Annotated in this window: 17 protein-coding genes, 1 tRNA gene and 1 pseudogene; 9 read left to right on the top strand and 10 right to left on the bottom strand. The window is 61.2% G+C overall.

The features are described from left to right. Positions 1–11: 11 nt before the first annotated feature. A complete protein-coding gene (gene dxr / locus ACLBKR_RS16865) occupies positions 12–1,205 on the bottom strand; it encodes a 1-deoxy-D-xylulose-5-phosphate reductoisomerase (RefSeq protein WP_113447404.1) in 1,194 nt (397 codons plus the stop codon). A gap of 125 nt (positions 1,206–1,330) precedes the next feature. Between dxr and ACLBKR_RS16860 the strand changes: the two genes are divergently transcribed. Then, complete coding sequence (locus ACLBKR_RS16860; protein WP_113486178.1) at positions 1,331–3,175, top strand: heavy metal translocating P-type ATPase; 1,845 nt, start codon at positions 1,331–1,333, stop codon at positions 3,173–3,175. 87 nt (positions 3,176–3,262) lie between these two features. Beyond that, the gene (locus ACLBKR_RS16855; protein ID WP_112830380.1) at positions 3,263–3,763 is read left to right on the top strand and encodes a ferritin-like domain-containing protein; all 501 of its coding nucleotides are present in this window, start codon (positions 3,263–3,265) and stop codon (positions 3,761–3,763) included. Between the two features lie 72 nt (positions 3,764–3,835). Here the strand turns inward: ACLBKR_RS16855 and ACLBKR_RS16850 are convergent, their stop codons facing one another. Further along, the gene (locus tag ACLBKR_RS16850; RefSeq protein WP_244710545.1) at positions 3,836–4,393 is read right to left on the bottom strand and encodes a sigma-70 family RNA polymerase sigma factor; all 558 of its coding nucleotides are present in this window, start codon (positions 4,391–4,393) and stop codon (positions 3,836–3,838) included. 239 nt (positions 4,394–4,632) lie between these two features. Here ACLBKR_RS16850 and ACLBKR_RS16845 point away from each other — a divergent pair, with 239 nt between their 5' ends. Both ACLBKR_RS16845 and ACLBKR_RS16840 read left to right on the top strand, forming a co-directional pair. Next, the gene (locus ACLBKR_RS16845) at positions 4,633–4,830 is read left to right on the top strand and encodes a hypothetical protein (RefSeq protein WP_112830379.1); all 198 of its coding nucleotides are present in this window, start codon (positions 4,633–4,635) and stop codon (positions 4,828–4,830) included. Between the two features lie 81 nt (positions 4,831–4,911). Further along, positions 4,912–5,076, top strand: a complete 165-nt coding sequence (locus tag ACLBKR_RS16840) for a hypothetical protein (RefSeq protein WP_162708312.1) — start codon at positions 4,912–4,914, stop codon at positions 5,074–5,076. Between the two features lie 73 nt (positions 5,077–5,149). Here ACLBKR_RS16840 and ACLBKR_RS16835 read toward each other — a convergent pair whose 3' ends face one another. The 3 genes from ACLBKR_RS16835 to ACLBKR_RS16825 form a co-directional block, all read right to left on the bottom strand. Then, positions 5,150–5,440: a hypothetical protein gene (locus ACLBKR_RS16835; protein WP_113447402.1), complete on the bottom strand. Its 291-nt coding sequence runs from the start codon at positions 5,438–5,440 to the stop codon at positions 5,150–5,152. A gap of 147 nt (positions 5,441–5,587) precedes the next feature. Further along, a tRNA-Arg gene (locus ACLBKR_RS16830) sits at positions 5,588–5,664 on the bottom strand. 66 nt (positions 5,665–5,730) lie between these two features. After that, positions 5,731–6,894, bottom strand: a complete 1,164-nt coding sequence (locus ACLBKR_RS16825) for a M20 aminoacylase family protein (protein ID WP_113447401.1) — start codon at positions 6,892–6,894, stop codon at positions 5,731–5,733. A 208-nt stretch (positions 6,895–7,102) separates the two neighbouring features. Here ACLBKR_RS16825 and ACLBKR_RS16820 point away from each other — a divergent pair, with 208 nt between their 5' ends. Next, positions 7,103–8,170: a D-alanyl-D-alanine carboxypeptidase family protein gene (locus tag ACLBKR_RS16820; RefSeq protein WP_414901811.1), complete on the top strand. Its 1,068-nt coding sequence runs from the start codon at positions 7,103–7,105 to the stop codon at positions 8,168–8,170. Between the two features lie 14 nt (positions 8,171–8,184). Then, a complete protein-coding gene (locus tag ACLBKR_RS16815; RefSeq protein ID WP_113447400.1) occupies positions 8,185–9,321 on the top strand; it encodes a CobW family GTP-binding protein in 1,137 nt (378 codons plus the stop codon). A gap of 70 nt (positions 9,322–9,391) precedes the next feature. On the opposite strand, the gene ACLBKR_RS16810 is transcribed toward ACLBKR_RS16815, so the two are convergent. From ACLBKR_RS16810 to ACLBKR_RS16790, 5 genes are all read right to left on the bottom strand, one after another. Then, the gene (locus ACLBKR_RS16810; protein ID WP_113425532.1) at positions 9,392–9,628 is read right to left on the bottom strand and encodes a sulfurtransferase TusA family protein; all 237 of its coding nucleotides are present in this window, start codon (positions 9,626–9,628) and stop codon (positions 9,392–9,394) included. Between the two features lie 5 nt (positions 9,629–9,633). Further along, a complete protein-coding gene (locus ACLBKR_RS16805; RefSeq protein ID WP_112830374.1) occupies positions 9,634–10,914 on the bottom strand; it encodes a L,D-transpeptidase family protein in 1,281 nt (426 codons plus the stop codon). 173 nt (positions 10,915–11,087) lie between these two features. Further along, positions 11,088–12,041: an acetyl-CoA carboxylase carboxyltransferase subunit alpha gene (locus tag ACLBKR_RS16800; protein WP_112830701.1), complete on the bottom strand. Its 954-nt coding sequence runs from the start codon at positions 12,039–12,041 to the stop codon at positions 11,088–11,090. A gap of 77 nt (positions 12,042–12,118) precedes the next feature. Further along, on the bottom strand, positions 12,119–13,060 hold the full coding sequence (gene xerD, locus ACLBKR_RS16795; protein ID WP_113447399.1) for a site-specific tyrosine recombinase XerD: 942 nt from the start codon (positions 13,058–13,060) through the stop codon (positions 12,119–12,121). A gap of 15 nt (positions 13,061–13,075) precedes the next feature. Continuing rightward, positions 13,076–13,228 carry a hypothetical protein gene (locus ACLBKR_RS16790; RefSeq protein WP_414899734.1) on the bottom strand — a complete coding sequence of 51 codons (153 nt, stop codon included), beginning with the start codon at positions 13,226–13,228 and terminating at the stop codon, positions 13,076–13,078. 148 nt (positions 13,229–13,376) lie between these two features. Between ACLBKR_RS16790 and ACLBKR_RS16785 the strand changes: the two genes are divergently transcribed. The 3 genes and pseudogenes from ACLBKR_RS16785 to ACLBKR_RS16775 form a co-directional block, all read left to right on the top strand. Further along, positions 13,377–13,973, top strand: coding sequence for a shikimate kinase (locus ACLBKR_RS16785; protein ID WP_112830372.1), 597 nt, complete (start codon positions 13,377–13,379; stop codon positions 13,971–13,973). Beyond that, a complete protein-coding gene (gene aroB / locus ACLBKR_RS16780; protein WP_113486175.1) occupies positions 13,966–15,093 on the top strand; it encodes a 3-dehydroquinate synthase in 1,128 nt (375 codons plus the stop codon). The genes ACLBKR_RS16785 and aroB overlap by 8 nt, the downstream gene beginning before the upstream one ends. Before the next feature lie 11 nt (positions 15,094–15,104). Then, positions 15,105–15,974: pseudogene (locus ACLBKR_RS16775) on the top strand (HlyC/CorC family transporter); the annotation flags it as partial. Positions 15,975–16,024: the final 50 nt, after the last annotated feature.

Raw genomic sequence — 16,024 nt, 5'->3', positions numbered from 1 at the left:
GGAGTGGGATTTCAGGCAGCCTGTTCTCGGATGGTAATGATCTGAGCGGCGGTCCGCCTTGCCTCGGCATCTGCGGCGAAGACGTCGGCGATCGTCGACGCAGGCGGGCATGAGACAAGCCGGTCCATCACGGCCTCAACGACCTCGGCCATGTCGAGGAAGCCGATCCGCCGTTCCACAAAAGCGTTGAAGGCGGTTTCCTCCGCGGCATTCATTATCGCAGCCTGTACCCCGCCGCGTTCCAGCGCGATGCGTGCGAGCCGCAGTGCCGGAAACCGAGCCTCGTCGGGTGCTTCGAAATCGAGCCGGGCCAGTTTGGCGAAATCGAGCCTTTCCACATCCAGCTTCGGGCGCCTCGGATAAGTCAGCGCATAGCCGATGGCGGTGCGCATGTCAGGTGTGCCGAGCTGGGCGATGACCGAACCGTCGCTGTAGCCGACCATCGAATGAACGATCGACTGAGGATGGACGATCACCTCGACCTGATCGGGGCGCAGACTGAAGAGATGCTTGGCTTCGACCATTTCCAGCGCTTTGTTGAACATCGAGGCGCTGCCGACAGAAATCTTCAGGCCCATCGACCAGTTGGGATGGGTTCTTGCCGTCTCAACGGTGACGCCCGCCATCTGGTCGCGTGTGAAGGTGCGGAAAGGGCCACCGGACGCGGTAAGGATGATCCGCTCCAAAGCGTGCCGCTGTTGATTGTCGAGACACTGGAAGATCGCGCTGTGCTCGCTATCGACCGGGATAAGCCTCCCGCCGCCGGCACGGACGGCCTCGACGAAGAGTTCACCTGCCGACACCAGACATTCCTTGTTTGCGAGTGCGATGTCAGCGCCGCGGCTTGCGGCTTTCAGCGTGGGGGCAAGCCCCGCCGTACCGACGATTGCCGCCATGACCCATTCGGCCTCAAGGCTTGCCGCCTCGTCGAGCCCCGACACGCCTGCCGCAACGTCGACACCGCTGCCGGAAAGCGCGTCCTTCAAGGCGATATACTGGCTTTCGTCCGCGGTCACCGCCAGCTTCGCACCCGTCTCGCGCGCCTGCTGTGCCAGAAGCTCGATATTGCCGTTGCCCGTCAGTGCCATAACCTCGAAGGTGTCGCGTCCGCCAAGTTGCCGTACGACATCGAGTGTATTGACGCCGATCGAACCGGTGGAACCGAGGATTGTGAGGCGTCGCGGCCTTCCGGTGTCCGTCGTCATATGGGTTTGTCCGGAGATTGCTTCATTCGCCGATCCGTCTACAAGGGAAAGCGGCGGGCGGCAAGCATTGCTTATAAATGCTCGTTCGGCTCGACGGCGATTGGTGGTGGCGGGGTGAGGAAGCTATGAGGTCCATATCGGTGTTCGCGCGCGACTATGGATCGGTATTTCTCGCCGTTCTCGCGCTCGCAGCGCTCGGCGGTGGCGGTCTTGCCTTTTTCCTCGCTCGTCCCGATCTTGCAATGCTTGCGTGGTTCGGCGGAACGGGGGTTGTCCTCGCTGCACTTGCAGTGGAAATCCTGCAGTCGCTTGCGAGGGGGCATCTCGGCGTCGATGTGATCGCCGGGCTTTCCATGTCGGCGGCGCTGGCTTTCGGGGAACCGCTTGCAGGCGCCATCGTGGCGCTGATGTATGCCGGAGGACAGCAACTCGAAAATTTCGCCGAAGGGCGAGCGAGGCGGGAAATGACCGCGCTCCTTGGTCGCGTGGCCCGTACCGCCATGCGCTATGTCGATGGCCACTTGGAGGAAGTGCCGATCGAAAGTCTCTGTCCCGGCGAACGTATCCTGATGCGGCGCGGCGAGGTCGTACCTGTCGATGGGCGACTTCTGTCCGACCGGGCGGATGTCGACATGTCGGCGTTGACCGGTGAATCGCTCCCTGTGCGGCTTTCACGGCAGGACGAGGTGGCGAGCGGTGGCACCGTGGTGGGCAGCGCCTTTGATCTCGAGGTACTACGGCGTTCGGAGGAAAGCACGTATGCCGGCATCGTGCGACTGGTGGAAACGGCCCAGCAAAGCCGCGCGCCGATGATGCGTCTTGCCGATCGCTATGCTCTCTGGTTCCTGTTGCTGACGCTTGCGCTCGCCGGCAGCGCATGGTGGGCGAGCGGAGACAGCACTCGAGCGCTTGCCGTTCTCGTCGTTGCCACGCCGTGTCCTCTTATCCTTGCGGTTCCGGTCGCGATCATCTCCGGCCTCTCAAGGGCTGCATCCCGCGGCGTGCTGGTGAAAAGCGGCGGAGCGCTCGAAACGCTTGCGACGATCCGTGTCGCGGTGCTCGACAAGACCGGTACGTTGACCGGCGGACAGGCGGGGGTCGTTGCGATCCGGTCTTCCGGTGCCGTGCCGGAGGACGAAGTCTTGCGCCTTGCCGCTTCGCTCGACCAGGCTTCCAACCATGTCAGCGCGGAAGCGCTGGTGTGCGAAGCAAAGACGCGAGGCATGGTTCTTTCCACGCCTGTGGAGGTCGTCGAAACGCCGGGTACCGGTCTGGAAGGCCGGATAGACGGCCACGCGGTGGTGGTGGGCGGCAGCGATTTCGTGCGTGGCAGATGCTCGTCCGGCGATCCTCGCGCTCTGGGCACCGATCTGCCGCCCGGCACTGCAGTCGTCGCCCTCGGCATCGACGGCAAGGTGGCGGGTATCATCCTGCTGGCGGATCGGCTGCGCCCAGACGCGGGTGCGGCAATCGATGCGTTCCGGGCACAGGGCATCCGGCGCTTCGTGCTCGCATCGGGGGATCGCGCCGACGTGGTGGATGCTGCCGGCAGGATGCTGGGAGTCGACGAGATTCGGGGAGGCTTGCTGCCCGGAGAAAAGGTGGAGGTAGTTCTGGGCGAACGCCGCAATGGTCCGGTGATGATGATTGGAGACGGTGTCAACGACGCGCCGGCCCTGGCCGCGGCCGACCTGGGCGTGGCCATGGGCGCGCGCGGCGCTGCTGCATCCTCCGAAACCGCCGACGTGGTACTCTTGGTCGACATGCTGGAGCGCCTCCCGCAGGCTCTGGCGATTGCCCGCAGGACGCGGCGTATCGCCCGCCAAAGCGTTGTCGCGGGGCTGGCTCTTTCTGTCGGGGCGATGATCTTTGCCGCGGGCGGATATCTCCCGCCCGTCCAAGGCGCACTGTTGCAGGAAGTGATCGACGTGGCGGTAATCCTGAATGCCCTGCGTGCGTTGCGCGGCTGACCGCAGGGCGCTCGAATTTTCCGGAACAAAGCCGCCCGTGCTTGGTTCTCATCCTGTGCAATTCAGCATGATGAGGAGACAGCGGTAATGACACAGAAGACTCTTGATGACCTGTTTCTTGAAACCCTCAAGGACATCTATTACGCCGAGCGCAAGATCCTGAAAGCTCTGCCGAAGATGGCGCGCGGCGCACAGGATTCCAAGCTGAAGATGGCATTCGAGAAGCATAAGGAGGAAACCGAGGGACAGGTCGAGCGTCTGCAGCAGGTTTTCGAGATCATCGGCAAGCGGGCTCGGGGCAAGACGTGTCCGGCGATCGACGGGATTATCGAGGAAGGCGAGGAGATCCTCGAGGAGTTCAAGGGAACGCCCGCACTCGATGCCGGGCTGCTGGCGGCGGCACAGGCGGTCGAACATTACGAAATCAGCCGTTATGGCACGCTGCGGGCCTGGGCCAAGCAGCTCGGCCATTCCAAGGCAGTCGCCTTGCTGGATGCCACCTTGGAAGAAGAAAGCGCGACGGATGACGCGTTGACCAAGCTTGCCGAAAGCGCCGTCAATGTCGCAGCGCGGAAGAAGGCGGCCTGATTGCGTCGCGATAGCGGGTCCCGCGATTTGCCGGGACCCGTCCTTCCCAATTCCGAGAAATGAATACACAGGTCAAACGCGCCGCAGGTTCGACCGAATGGATCCGCCCGGTTCTCGGTCGTCTGTTTCTTGTGGCGCTTCTCCCAATTCCCTGAGCAATTGTCGCCTTGCGCGGTTCAAACGGCTCTTCACCGTCCCCATGGGACAGCCGCATATGGCGGCCGCGTCCTCGTAGCGTTCTCCCAGCATGACGATCAATATCAGCATCTCGCGATGGTGCTCAGGTAGCCTCCAGAGCGCGCGGCGAACGTCTTCGACCTCTACCGACCATTCCTGGCTGGCTTCCACCGTCAGATATTCGGCTATGTCGTCGGGCAGGCCGACATTTTCGCGACCCCGCCGCCGGATGTTCGTGAAAAAGCTGTTGCGCATGATGGTGAACAGCCATGACTTCAGGCGGGTGCCCGGCTCGAACTTGTCGAGATTGCCAAGCGCCTTGGTCAGGGTTTCCTGAACGAGATCGTCGGCATCCTCGGCCTTGCTGCAAAAGGTTCGGGCAAAAGCCCGGAGCGCCGGAATGAGTTCGACCACCTCCATCTGCGCATCGCGCCTGGCTCTCTGGGCTGCCAATGTCGTCTTCCTCTATGGCGAACAATACGGACGGGAGATATGCTATTTAACGCCGCCCGCCTGCTGTGGTTCCGGCCGGCGCCAACGGGGTATCGCGTTTGCGCAGGAACATCCGGAGCCGCGAACGGTTGGAATGACAGGACGAAGAACTGGCGAAGGGTAGGCATATCGCCGCGAAACAGGGCTGCGCCCCGGAGAAAGATGACGGAGACGGGCCTTTCGGACCGCTGGAGGTGGGCATGGGGAACGATCCAGGCAGCAATGCGCAGGATACGAAGGCTGACAGCCGGCTGGTTCGCCGCAAGCTGGACTTGCTGCATGGCGCCATCGAAGGAGAGCCGGTTCCAAACCGCCTGATCGAGGCCGCCTTCGCGCTTCAGCGCGCCATCGATCAAAAGCGTCAGTCCGGCTGGACGACGCGAAAATCGAAGAGATAGATCGAATTTTAGCGATCGGCTTAAGCGGACTCAAAAACCTCTCTGCCATTCTGCTCCAGACTGATCCAGGAGCAACCCGCCATGACCACGAGGATGAAAGCCCTCATTGTCGCGACTAACATTTCACTCGCCATGTGGGCGGGATTGATCGGCGTCGGTGTGTGGGCCCTCGGGGACGACAGGCCGCATCTCGACGGCCAGCTTACCGCCAGCATCGGAAGTGCCGAAGGCACCAAGTGCTATTGAGCGCCGGGTCTTTGAAACGGCCGAAAGATCGCTGCTTCGTCGCCGGGTGAATGCCCCTTGGGGCGAAGAACCGTCAGGGCCGTACCAGTTCGGGGTCCACTTCCCGCAGAAGCTGCCGCATCGCATCCTGCCGGTCGCAGGCGTGCTTTCCCATGTAATGCCGGATGATGGCCTCCATCATCTCGTCGTCCGTCAGGGAGAATGTCTTGCGGAAAGTGGTTTCGATGTTCTGCGGTCTCGATGCAGCCCGCCGCAGTATGGCAAACACGCCCACGAAAGCCACTATGGCGAAAAGCCATAACGGCCATCCCATCTCCTGCAGCGTGCGGATTTCGAGACCGGTGATGCTGATTTCGTTCTGCATTGCGCCCCCGCAGCAATGATGACGCGCCCAATATCGTCGAATGCAGCATTCGCGATCAAGATGTGAAGCGCTATTCACGAGGGGGAATCTGAAAGACTGGTAAATATTCCCGGTGCGATTGCCCGCTCGACCCGCAGCAGGAAGGAATGGTGATCCCGGCGCGATTCGAACGCGCGACCCCCAGATTAGGAATCTGATGCTCTATCCTGCTGAGCTACGGGACCACTCGACGCATCCATACAAAAGGCCGGGCGGGAAGCCAAGCCCTTTTGCGGCTGCAGGGTGTGGCATCAATCGGTCAGTCGCTGTTCGGCGAGGCGCACCCAATAGGATATGCCATAGGCAAGAACCTCGTCGTTGAAGTCGTAGGACGGATTGTGCAGTCCGGGGGTGTCGCCGTGGCCGATCATGATATAGGCGCCGGGTCTCGACTGCAGCATGAAGGCGAAATCCTCCCCGGCCATCGAGGGATCGATCTCGGTGTTGACCTTGTCCTTGCCGGCGACGTCCATGGCGGCGCGGGCGGCATGTTCGGTTTCTTCCGGATGATTGACCGTGACCGGGCAGGCACGTTCGTAGACGACTTCCGCTTCCGCGCCGTTGGCGGCGGCAAGGCCGTGGGCAATGTCATAGATACGCTTTTCGGCGAGGTCGCGAACGTTTTCGTCGAGCGAACGGACGGTGCCGGTCAGCGAAGCCTCTTCCGGAATGATGTTATGGGTCGTTCCGGCGTTGAAGCGGGTGACGGAAACCACGACGGAGCGCAGCGGGTTGGCGTTTCGCGCGGCGATCAGCTGCAGGTTGGTGACGATCTGGGCGCCGATGGCGATCGGGTCTACCGTATTATGCGGTTCGGCCGCGTGGCCGCCGCGGCCTTTGACGGTGATGAAAAACTTGTCCGGAGCAGCCATGATGCCGCCCTTGCGGATCGAGAAGGTGCCGACCGGCTGGCCTGGCATGTTGTGCATGCCATAGACTTCCTCGATGCCGAAACGTTCCATCAGCCCGTCCTGGACCATGGCGAGCGCTCCTGCGCCGCCTTCTTCCGCCGGCTGGAAGATGACGATGACCCTGCCGTTGAAGTTGCGGGTTTCTGCGAGGTATTTTGCCGCACCCAGCAGCATGGCGGTATGTCCGTCATGGCCGCAGGCATGCATCCTACCGGCGATTTTCGAGGCCCATGGCTTGCCGCTGATCTCCTCGATCGGCAGCGCATCCATGTCGGCGCGCAGGCCGATGGAGCGACGGCTCTCGCCACGTCCGTTGATTACGCCCACGACCCCGGTTCTCCCGATGCCGGTCACGATTTCGTCAACGCCGAATTCCTTGAGCTTGTCTGCGACGAAGGCCGCGGTGTTCTCGACATCGTAGAGAATTTCCGGATTGGCATGAAGATGGCGACGCCATTCGCTGACCTCCGCCTGGAGTTCGGCAGCGCGGTTCAATATCGGCATGTTGCTTTCCTGCTCGACGATTTCAGAGTATTGCTTGGGACGGCGCGGGAATGTGCGCCTCAAGATTGACGTATTCAATGGGCTTTGCCATTGCTTGAAGTCATAGGGCAAATAATTGCCATTTGCGAGACTCATCCGCATCCGAAGAGGACTGATCGTGTCGACGAAGTATTCCGCCGTGCAGAAAACGCAGAAGACCGGTCGGGGACTGGCAGCTTTCGTCTGCGCCCTGACTCTCGCGTTTCCGACGCTCTCCCATGCCAATCCCAAGATGGTCGTGGATGTCGGGTCGGGCCGGGTGATCGAACATGAAGATGCGTTCCGCAAATGGTATCCGGCATCGCTCACCAAGATGATGACCGCCTATTCGACCTTCAAGGCGATCCGTGCGGGCGAGGTCTCGCTCGAAAGCGTGGTGACGATGAGCAAAAACGCAGCGGATCAGCCGGCGAGCAAGATGTACTACAAGCCGGGCGCCCAGTTGACACTCGACAGCGCACTCAAGATCCTGCTGGTCAAATCGGCCAACGACATTGCTGTCGCTATCGGCGAGCGGGTCAGCGGGTCGGTCGACAACTTCGTTGCGCGCATGAATGCGGATGCAAGGAGCCTCGGCATGACCTCTTCGCATTTCATCAATCCCAATGGCCTTCCGGGCAAGGGCCAGTACACAACCGCTCGTGATCTCGCGATCCTCGCGGTCGCGTTGCGGCGCCAGTTTCCGGAATATGCCGGTTATTTCTCGCTGGAAGGGATCAATACCGGCAAAAAGGAATATCCCAATTACAATCTGCTCATCGGTCGTTTCGACGGCGCCGATGGCATGAAGACTGGTTATATCTGTGCGTCCGGCTTCAATCAGGTTTCCTCGGCGACGCGCAACGGCCGCACGGTCGTGTCCGTCGTGCTCGGTGCGGACAGTCTCGGCGGACGCGCCGATATTTCCGCCGAACTGCTGCAGAAGGCGTTGACGACATCGGGCAATTCCGGCCCGCGTCTCGATACGCTGCAACCCTATGGAGACGCCTATGGCGAGGTGACCGATATTAGCGCCGAGGTCTGCAATCCGAAGGCGCGTGAAGTTCGCAGCGAAGGGCGCGACGAGGCCGGCCGCATGAAGCTGCGCTCGCCCTATATCCATGAAATGGGGCGGCCGCCACGCACGGTCTTTGCGGGTCTGATCCCCGGTACGGAAGCTCCCGCGAAGAAGCCGGGTAGCGCCGATGTCGCCGAGATCGCCAACGTGCCGATTCCGAGGCCACGGCCCACATTCTGACTTCGAGAGATATCATGTCGCCTGTAAAAAGCCGGATTCCGGTTTCGATCATCACCGGTTTCCTCGGTGCCGGAAAGTCGACACTTCTCAACCGTATCCTCAAGGATGCGGCGATGAAGGATGCCGCCGTCATCATCAACGAGTTCGGAGAAGTCGGAATCGACCACATGTTGGTGGAGGCATCGAACGACTCCGTCATCGAGCTTGCGGACGGTTGCCTGTGCTGTACGGTTCGCGGCGAACTGGTCGAGACGTTGGCCATGCTGGTCGACGGCATGCAGACCGGAAGGTTGAAGCCGATCTCGCGGGTCGTGATCGAGACGACGGGACTTGCCGATCCGGCGCCGGTCATGCAATCGGTGATGGGGCATCCGGCCATCGCCCAGCATTTCGATCTCGATGGCGTGGTAACCGTCGTCGATGCCGTCAACGGCATGAAGACGCTGGACAGCTTCATTGAGGCGGTACGGCAGGTCGCGGTAGCCGACCGGCTGATCCTGACAAAGAAGACCCTCGCCGATGCCGCAGGGATCGATGCGCTCGTGGCGAGGCTCAGAGAGCTCAATCCGCGTGCCGTCGTCACCGATGGCGACAGCGAGGAAGCCGGAAAGGCCGCCGTTCTTGTCAACGGGCTTTACGATCCGGCGACGAAGATCGCCGACGTCGACCGTTGGCTAAAGGACGAGATCGCGGAGGAACATCGTCACGGCCATCATGATGACCACGGGCACCACAGCCATGGGCATCATCACCATCATGACGTGAACAGGCACGGGGATGACATCCGTTCCTATTCGATCATCCATGACGCGCCGATCGATCCGATGGCGCTGGAGATGTTTCTCGATATTCTTCGCTCCACCCACGGAGATAAACTGCTGCGCATGAAGGCCGTGGTGGGGCTGACCGACCGGCCGGACTGGCCGGTGGTGTTGCACGGGGTACAGTCCATCTTTCATCCGCCGGTTCGCCTGCCGGGCTGGCCGGATCCATCGGATCGGCGCACGCGTCTGGTGTTGATTACTAGGGATCTGTCGGAAAGCTATGTGCGCGAACTGTTCGACGCCTTTACCGGACGTCCCGGAATTGACCGGCCGGACAGGGCTGCGCTCGAAGACAATCCTCTCGCCATTCCTGGCTTGAAGATATGAGGCGCCGAGATTTGGTGTCATGGCGCATGCCGTCATCGCGTAACCGCTGCCGGTTTGCGGACAGCGGGCTCTAACGATCCGGCCCCTTGCGGATGAGGAAACGATGACCGTCGTCGGTCCTGGTCGCCTCCAGGAGATCGTGGCCGTCTTCGCGGCAAAAATGCGGGATGTCGATCACAGCAAGTGGATCGGTGGTTTCGACCCTGAGTTCGGCCCCGGCGACCATGCCGGCCAGTCGGCGGCGGGTCTTGAGGACCGGCAGGGGGCATTTCAGTCCCTTGAGGTCATAGACCGCAGGCTCGCTCATGGCGACTACCAGAACTTCCAGAACGGTTTCTTTTCGGCCTGAGCGGTTTCCTGTGCCGGTGCGGTGGCGGCGTTCGCGGTCGCCGTCAGCGGATTGGGCTGCGGTACGGGAACGGCGGCCGGCGTGCCCTGCGGCGCGGTGGTCGCGGACAGAGCCGCAGCGGTCTGCTGCGGAAGCTGTGCGGTTGCCGGCGCGGGCGTGCTCTGGTTCGGTTTTGCAGCGGCCATGCGGGCAATCGCGGCCGGAGCCGAGGTCGGCGCAGCGGTCTGAGCAAGCTGCATTTTCTCGGCGTCCTCCACCGAGACAAGCTTGCCGGCCTTCAGGGCGGAACCGGTCGGCGCATAAGCGAGATCGTGACCCTTGCGCTGATCAGCGACGATCGCCTTGCGCTCGGCTTCGGTCGGATCGTACCAGACCTTGTCGCCAAGCTTCTTCAAGGCCTTTTCATAGGCCATCTGGTAGGTCTTGTTATAGGAATTCAACGCCATTTCCAGCGCCGGCGGGGTCGACATGGGCGGGCAGGCTGCGCCCGCACTCATGGCCTTGCCGCCTTCCACCTGCTGGTTGAAGACATATTTCTTGCCGCATATGCCGACTTCGGGCGGCCGCTTGGTCACCTCGAAATTGTCATAACCCACCTTCAGCATCTGCCAGAATTCGAAATGCGGGCTGTTGCGATGGCGCGCCATGTTTTCCGCCGTCATGCGGAAGGGGAAGGCCTGCAACTGAATGGTCTGCTGTCCACCCTTGAAAGCGTCGCGGGCAAAGGCGTAGATCTCGAGAATCTGTTCGTCGGTCATCGAATAGCAACCGGCCGACGAGCAAGCGCCATGGATCATCAGGTTCGTGCCGTTGCGGCCGTTCGCAACATCGTAACGGTTCGGGAAGCCGGTGTTGATCGCCAGGTAATATTTGGAATTCGGATTGAGATGCTGGGGCGAGAGGGGATAGAAGCCTTCCGGTGCCTGCCGGTCCCCTTCCTTCATCTTCGGGCCGAGGCGGCCGGACCAGGCGCAGATCGCGTATTCCTTGATCTTTTCGAAACGGTTGTCCGTCTTGGCTTTCCAGATCTCCAGAACGCCTTCTTCCTTGAAGATGCGGATGGCGATCGGCGAGTTGCGATCCATGCCCTTGGCCTGCATGTCCGCGAGGATCTTCGGCGAAAGGGGATGATCGTCCTTGTCCCTAACCTGGGAAAGATCGACGGTTTCGAGCGTTTCGTTGACTGTGCAACCGGCCAGGACTGTGGCGAGGGTCAAAACGAGGACTGACGATTTCCAACGCATTCGGGACGGCTCATCTCGAAGAAGATACAAGTGCTTTCGTCGGAAAGCGCCATGTTGCCAGTTTATGATTTCAATCTTTACAAACCATAAACCAAAGGCGCTTGCCCGACCAGTATAGTGCCGCCCCTAACGCTGCAAAGCAGCAGGATTGTGGCCGCTTTGCACTGCAAGCCTCAGAGATTGCGCCCGATATTGAGGAATTTCTGGCGGCGGTCGTTGCGCAGCTTTTCGCCCGGCTGGCCAGAAAGCTCTGCAAGGGCGCCCGCGATGACATCGCCAGCGGTATCGATCACGCGCTCCGGATCACGGTGGGCGCCGCCGACCGGCTCGGGGATGATACCGTCGATAACGCCGAGTCCCTTGAGGTCGTCGGCAGTGATCTTCATGTTGGTGGCTGCCTCCTTGGCGCGGGTGGAATCGCGCCAGAGGATGGACGCGGCACCTTCCGGCGAAATAACCGAATAGATCGCGTGTTCCAGCATATAGACGCGGTTACCGGTTGCGATCGCGATGGCGCCCCCGGAGCCGCCTTCACCGATAACGACCGAGATGATCGGAACGTGCAGCGAAAGACACATTTCCGTCGAACGGGCGATCGCTTCCGCCTGGCCGCGTTCTTCGGCGCCGACGCCGGGATAAGCGCCGGCTGTGTCGATCAGGCTGACGACCGGCAGGCCAAAGCGGTCGGCCATTTCCATGATGCGGATGGCCTTGCGATAGCCCTCCGGACGGGGGCTTCCGAAATTGTGCTTGAGACGCGACTTGGTGTCGTTGCCCTTTTCCTGCCCGATGACGGCGACCGCCTGGCCGCGGAACCGGGCGAGGCCGGCCTGGATCGCGGCGTCCTCGGAGAATTTGCGGTCGCCTGCAAGCGGCGTGAAATCCGTAAACAGCCTGGCTGCGTAGTCAACGAAATGCGGACGCTGCGGATGGCGCGCGACCTGCGTCTTTTGCCAGGCGTTGAGCTTGGAATAGATCTCCACCATGGCCTCGCCGACCCTGGCTTCCAGTCGACCGATTTCCTCGGACGTGTCGATGCTCTGGTCTTCCTCGGCAAGTTTCTTCAACTCGTGGATCTTTGCCTCGAGGTCGGAGATGGGCTTTTCGAAGTCGAGATAATTGTGCATGAAATCCGTTCCGATCTTTCTGCCCTGGGCCATTCTTAAACATGGCGCTGGCATTGCCAGTCTGGAGAGCCGAGGCTCTAATCGTGGTTTTTGGCCTGTTTTGCAAGGGGGTGATGTGTCTGGACCAGCTTCTGGAGCCTTTCATCCAGCACATGTGTATAGATTTGGGTCGTGGAAATGTCGCTGTGGCCCAGCAATTCCTGCACAACGCGCAGATCCGCGCCGTTCTGCAGGAGGTGGCTGGCAAAGGCATGGCGCAACACATGCGGAGAAATGGCTGACGCCTTCAAGCCGGCTCGGATTGCAAGATCCTTAAGGTCGCGGGCGAAAACCTGCCGGGGCAAATAACCTTCCTTGCTGGCGGCGGGGAAAAGGAAAGGGCCGGTCTCGCCGCCCGTATCCGCGGCCAGCCTTTGACCGTAGTGGGCAACTGCCGCGATCGCCGCACGGGAGAGAGGCACCAGCCTTTCCTTGTTTCCCTTGCCGCGGATCATCAGGAAACGCCCTTCCTGGGCCAGAACCTTGACCGGCAGCGCCACCAGTTCGCTGACGCGCATGCCTGTCGCATAAAGCAGTTCCAGCAGGGCCAGCATGCGCAGCCGGGATAATTGCCCTGGGTCCGGCAGGGCCGCTTCCTCTGCGGCCAGCGAGAGCAGTCGGTTCACGTCCTCCATCGAGAGCGTCTTGGGCAAGGCGTGCGCTTTTTTCGGGGAATCGAGGATCGCCGTCGGATCGTCGCCTCTCAAGCCCTCGGCATAGAGAAACTTGTAGAACTGCCGCATAGTGGAGAGGCGCCGCGCCTGCGAGGTCGGCTCGTATCCTCGCCTGGCGAGGTCCGACAGATAGGCGGAAAGGGCCTGCCGGTCGGCCGCGTACAGGCTAATGCGGCGGGAGGACAGGAACTCGTGGAGATCGTCCAGATCGCGTTCATAGGATGAAAGCGTGTTGGCCGCGGCGCCGCGTTCAGCGCTCATCATCTCCAGAAAGGCCTCCACGCGGGCCCGGCTCAGATCGGACAAGGTGGCCTCCGCTGATTATTGCGCTGGCGGATTGACGCGCTCAGATGGAATGCGAACGGTGACTTCCCGTTCCCGCGGCTCCACGAAAACCACCAGCGACCACATGATGCCGTAAACGATCGCAACGGCAGTGGCGCAAAAGAAAAGGAAACGGAACAAGGTTGGCATGGCATCGTCCTCGGGTCAGGCCGAAAGCTGATATGACGACGTATCCTGCGCATTGCAAGGCACGCGGCCATCGCTTTCCTTCATGCGTATGGCTTGACGCTTGCCCTTCATTTGTAAATACCGTGTTAAAACACTTGCGAACAGGCCGATGACCGATACGATTTTTCCCGATGTCCCGACTTTGGGCGAACGCGCCCGGGCCGCGCTAGGGCGCCGCAATCTCGTTTTCGTCGGATTGATGGGCGCGGGAAAATCCGCGATCGGCAGGATGGTCGCGGGGCAGCTCGGTCTGCCGTTCGTCGATACCGACATGGAAATCGAACGTGTCTCGCGCATGACGATCAGTGAGCTGTTTGCGGCTTATGGCGAGGACGAGTTCCGCGCGCTTGAGACGCGCGTCATCAAGCGCCTGCTCAAGTCCGGTCCACGGGTGGTTTCCACCGGCGGTGGAGCCTTCATCAACGAGAGAACACGCAAGCAGATCGAGAGGGGCGGCATTTCGCTGTGGCTCAATGCCGATCTCGACGTGCTCTGGGAGCGGGTCAACAAGCGCGATCACCGGCCTCTTCTCAAGACGGAAAATCCCAAGAAGACGCTGGAAGACCTGATGCAGAAGCGCTACCCGATCTATGCGCTGGCGGATATCACCGTCCTGTCGCGCGACGTGCGCAAGGAGGTCATCGCCAATGAGGTTCTGGCGGCGATCATCGATTACACGGCAAAGGCAGCAAGCAAGAATGAGTAGATCAGACAATACCGAACGGCTGGTGCATGTCCCGCTGGGCGAGCGCTCGTATGATATTCTGATCGGACCCGGCCTGATCGGCCGGGCGGGCGGAGAAATTTCCACGCGGATCAAGGGTCGCAAGGCAGCGATCATCACCGACGAGCATGTCGGCACGCTCTATCTCGACCCGCTGATGGACAGCCTGCAGACCGATGGCATCGAGGCCGTGTCGCTCAGCCTGCCGCCGGGAGAAAAGACCAAGAGCTTCGATTGCCTGACCAAGGTTTGCGACGTGCTGCTCGAGGCGCGGATCGAGAGAAACGACACCGTCATCGCGCTCGGCGGCGGCGTGATCGGGGATCTCACCGGTTTTGCGGCCGGGATCGTCCGCCGCGGGGTCCGTTTCGTGCAGATCCCGACGTCGCTCCTGTCGCAGGTCGACAGCTCCGTCGGGGGCAAGACCGGCATCAACACCCGGCACGGCAAGAACCTCGTCGGCATCTTCAACCAGCCCGATCTCGTTCTTGCTGATACCGACGTGCTGAACACGCTGAGCGAGCGCGAATTCCGTGCGGGCTATGCCGAAGTCGCAAAATACGGACTTATCGACAAGCCGGATTTCTTCGAATGGCTCGAACGCAACTGGAAAGACGTGTTTTCCGGTGGCGAAGCCCGCATCGAGGCGATCGCCACGAGCTGTCAGGCGAAGGCGGACGTGGTGGCGGCGGACGAGCGCGAACATGGCCGTCGCGCCCTCCTGAACCTCGGCCATACCTTCGGCCATGCCCTGGAAGCCGCGACCGAATATGACAGTCGTCGTCTCGTTCATGGAGAGGGGGTCTCGATCGGCATGGTGCTGGCGCACCAGTTTTCCGCCCGCCTCAATCTGGCAAGCCCGGACGATGCGGGGCGGGTCGAGGCTCATCTGAAGGCCGTCGGGTTGCCGACCCGGATCGACGAAATTTCCGGTGAACTGCCGTCGACCGAATTCCTGATGGATGCCATCGCCCAGGACAAGAAGGTCAAGAGTGGAAAGCTTACCTTCATCCTGACCCGCGGCATCGGCCAGTCCTTCGTCGCCGACGACGTGCCGGCCTCCGAAGTGTTCAGCTTCCTGGAGGAAAAGCGGGAAAAATGACATCCGGGGATGGCTTGCTGTCGCGCGCTGTCAATGCCTTGATCCGCAGCCTGTTGCGCATCACGGGCGTGCGTCTTGGCGGGGAAACGCTGGCGCTCGCCAATTCCAACACGCTGCATGTGGCGCTCCAACTCATGCAGCGCGAGGCCTCCACAGACAAGCAGGATCGCGACCGGCTGAGCGGCCTTTTCGAACTGGATGAGCTCGAGATTTCAGACGTCATGCGGCATCGCACCGCGATGCGGGGCGTCAATGTCGATGATCCGCCAGAGGTGGCGGTTCGGGCGGTGCTGGAAAGCCCTTATACGCGCATGCCTCTCTGGAAGGGGTCCGCCGAAAACATTGTCGGCGTGGTGCATGCCAAGGATCTGTTGCGGGCGCTCGCCGAGCCCGGCGTCGAGCCGGAAAAGCTCGATATTACCAAGGTTGCGCAGAAGCCCTGGTTCGTGCCTGACACCACTAGCCTTCGGGATCAGCTCGGTGCCTTCCTGCGGCGCAAAGTGCATTTCGCCGTGGTCGTCGACGAGTATGGCGAGGTCCAGGGCATCGTGACCCTTGAGGATATTCTTGAGGAGATCGTCGGCGATATCGCCGATGAGCACGATCTCGAAATTCAGGGTGTGCGTCAGGAAGCGGATGGCTCCATAGTGGTGGATGGCTCCGTGCCGATCCGCGACCTCAACCGGGCGCTCGACTGGAGCCTGCCGGACGAGGAAGCTACGACGATTGCCGGTCTTGTCATCCACGAATCGAAATCCATACCCGAGGAGCGCCAAGCGTTCACGTTCCACGGCAAGCGGTTCATTGTGATGAAGCGCGAGAAGAACCGCCTGACCAAGCTCAGGATCCGTCCGGTCGACGATGTGGCGAGATCGGAATAACGCTTGAAATCCCCTCGTCCGGGAACCATCTGAGAGTAGTTCCCACGACG

The sequence above is a fragment of the Paenirhizobium cremeum genome (assembly GCF_047553425.1).
Taxonomy (GTDB): domain Bacteria; phylum Pseudomonadota; class Alphaproteobacteria; order Rhizobiales; family Rhizobiaceae; genus Allorhizobium; species Allorhizobium cremeum.
The sequence above is the reverse complement of the archived record's forward strand: the minus strand, read 5'-3'. Positions and strand labels throughout refer to the sequence as shown.

Coding starts and splice junctions, on each gene's coding strand:
- dxr (WP_113447404.1), bottom strand. CDS start 1,205: ATGACGACGGACACCGGAAGGCCGCGACGCCTCACAATCCTCGGTTCC.
- ACLBKR_RS16860 (WP_113486178.1), top strand. CDS start 1,331: ATGAGGTCCATATCGGTGTTCGCGCGCGACTATGGATCGGTATTTCTC.
- ACLBKR_RS16855 (WP_112830380.1), top strand. CDS start 3,263: ATGACACAGAAGACTCTTGATGACCTGTTTCTTGAAACCCTCAAGGAC.
- ACLBKR_RS16845 (WP_112830379.1), top strand. CDS start 4,633: ATGGGGAACGATCCAGGCAGCAATGCGCAGGATACGAAGGCTGACAGC.
- ACLBKR_RS16840 (WP_162708312.1), top strand. CDS start 4,912: ATGACCACGAGGATGAAAGCCCTCATTGTCGCGACTAACATTTCACTC.
- ACLBKR_RS16835 (WP_113447402.1), bottom strand. CDS start 5,440: ATGCAGAACGAAATCAGCATCACCGGTCTCGAAATCCGCACGCTGCAG.
- ACLBKR_RS16825 (WP_113447401.1), bottom strand. CDS start 6,894: ATGCCGATATTGAACCGCGCTGCCGAACTCCAGGCGGAGGTCAGCGAA.
- ACLBKR_RS16815 (WP_113447400.1), top strand. CDS start 8,185: ATGTCGCCTGTAAAAAGCCGGATTCCGGTTTCGATCATCACCGGTTTC.
- ACLBKR_RS16810 (WP_113425532.1), bottom strand. CDS start 9,628: ATGAGCGAGCCTGCGGTCTATGACCTCAAGGGACTGAAATGCCCCCTG.
- ACLBKR_RS16805 (WP_112830374.1), bottom strand. CDS start 10,914: ATGCGTTGGAAATCGTCAGTCCTCGTTTTGACCCTCGCCACAGTCCTG.
- ACLBKR_RS16800 (WP_112830701.1), bottom strand. CDS start 12,041: ATGCACAATTATCTCGACTTCGAAAAGCCCATCTCCGACCTCGAGGCA.
- ACLBKR_RS16790 (WP_414899734.1), bottom strand. CDS start 13,228: ATGCCAACCTTGTTCCGTTTCCTTTTCTTTTGCGCCACTGCCGTTGCG.
- ACLBKR_RS16785 (WP_112830372.1), top strand. CDS start 13,377: ATGACCGATACGATTTTTCCCGATGTCCCGACTTTGGGCGAACGCGCC.
- aroB (WP_113486175.1), top strand. CDS start 13,966: ATGAGTAGATCAGACAATACCGAACGGCTGGTGCATGTCCCGCTGGGC.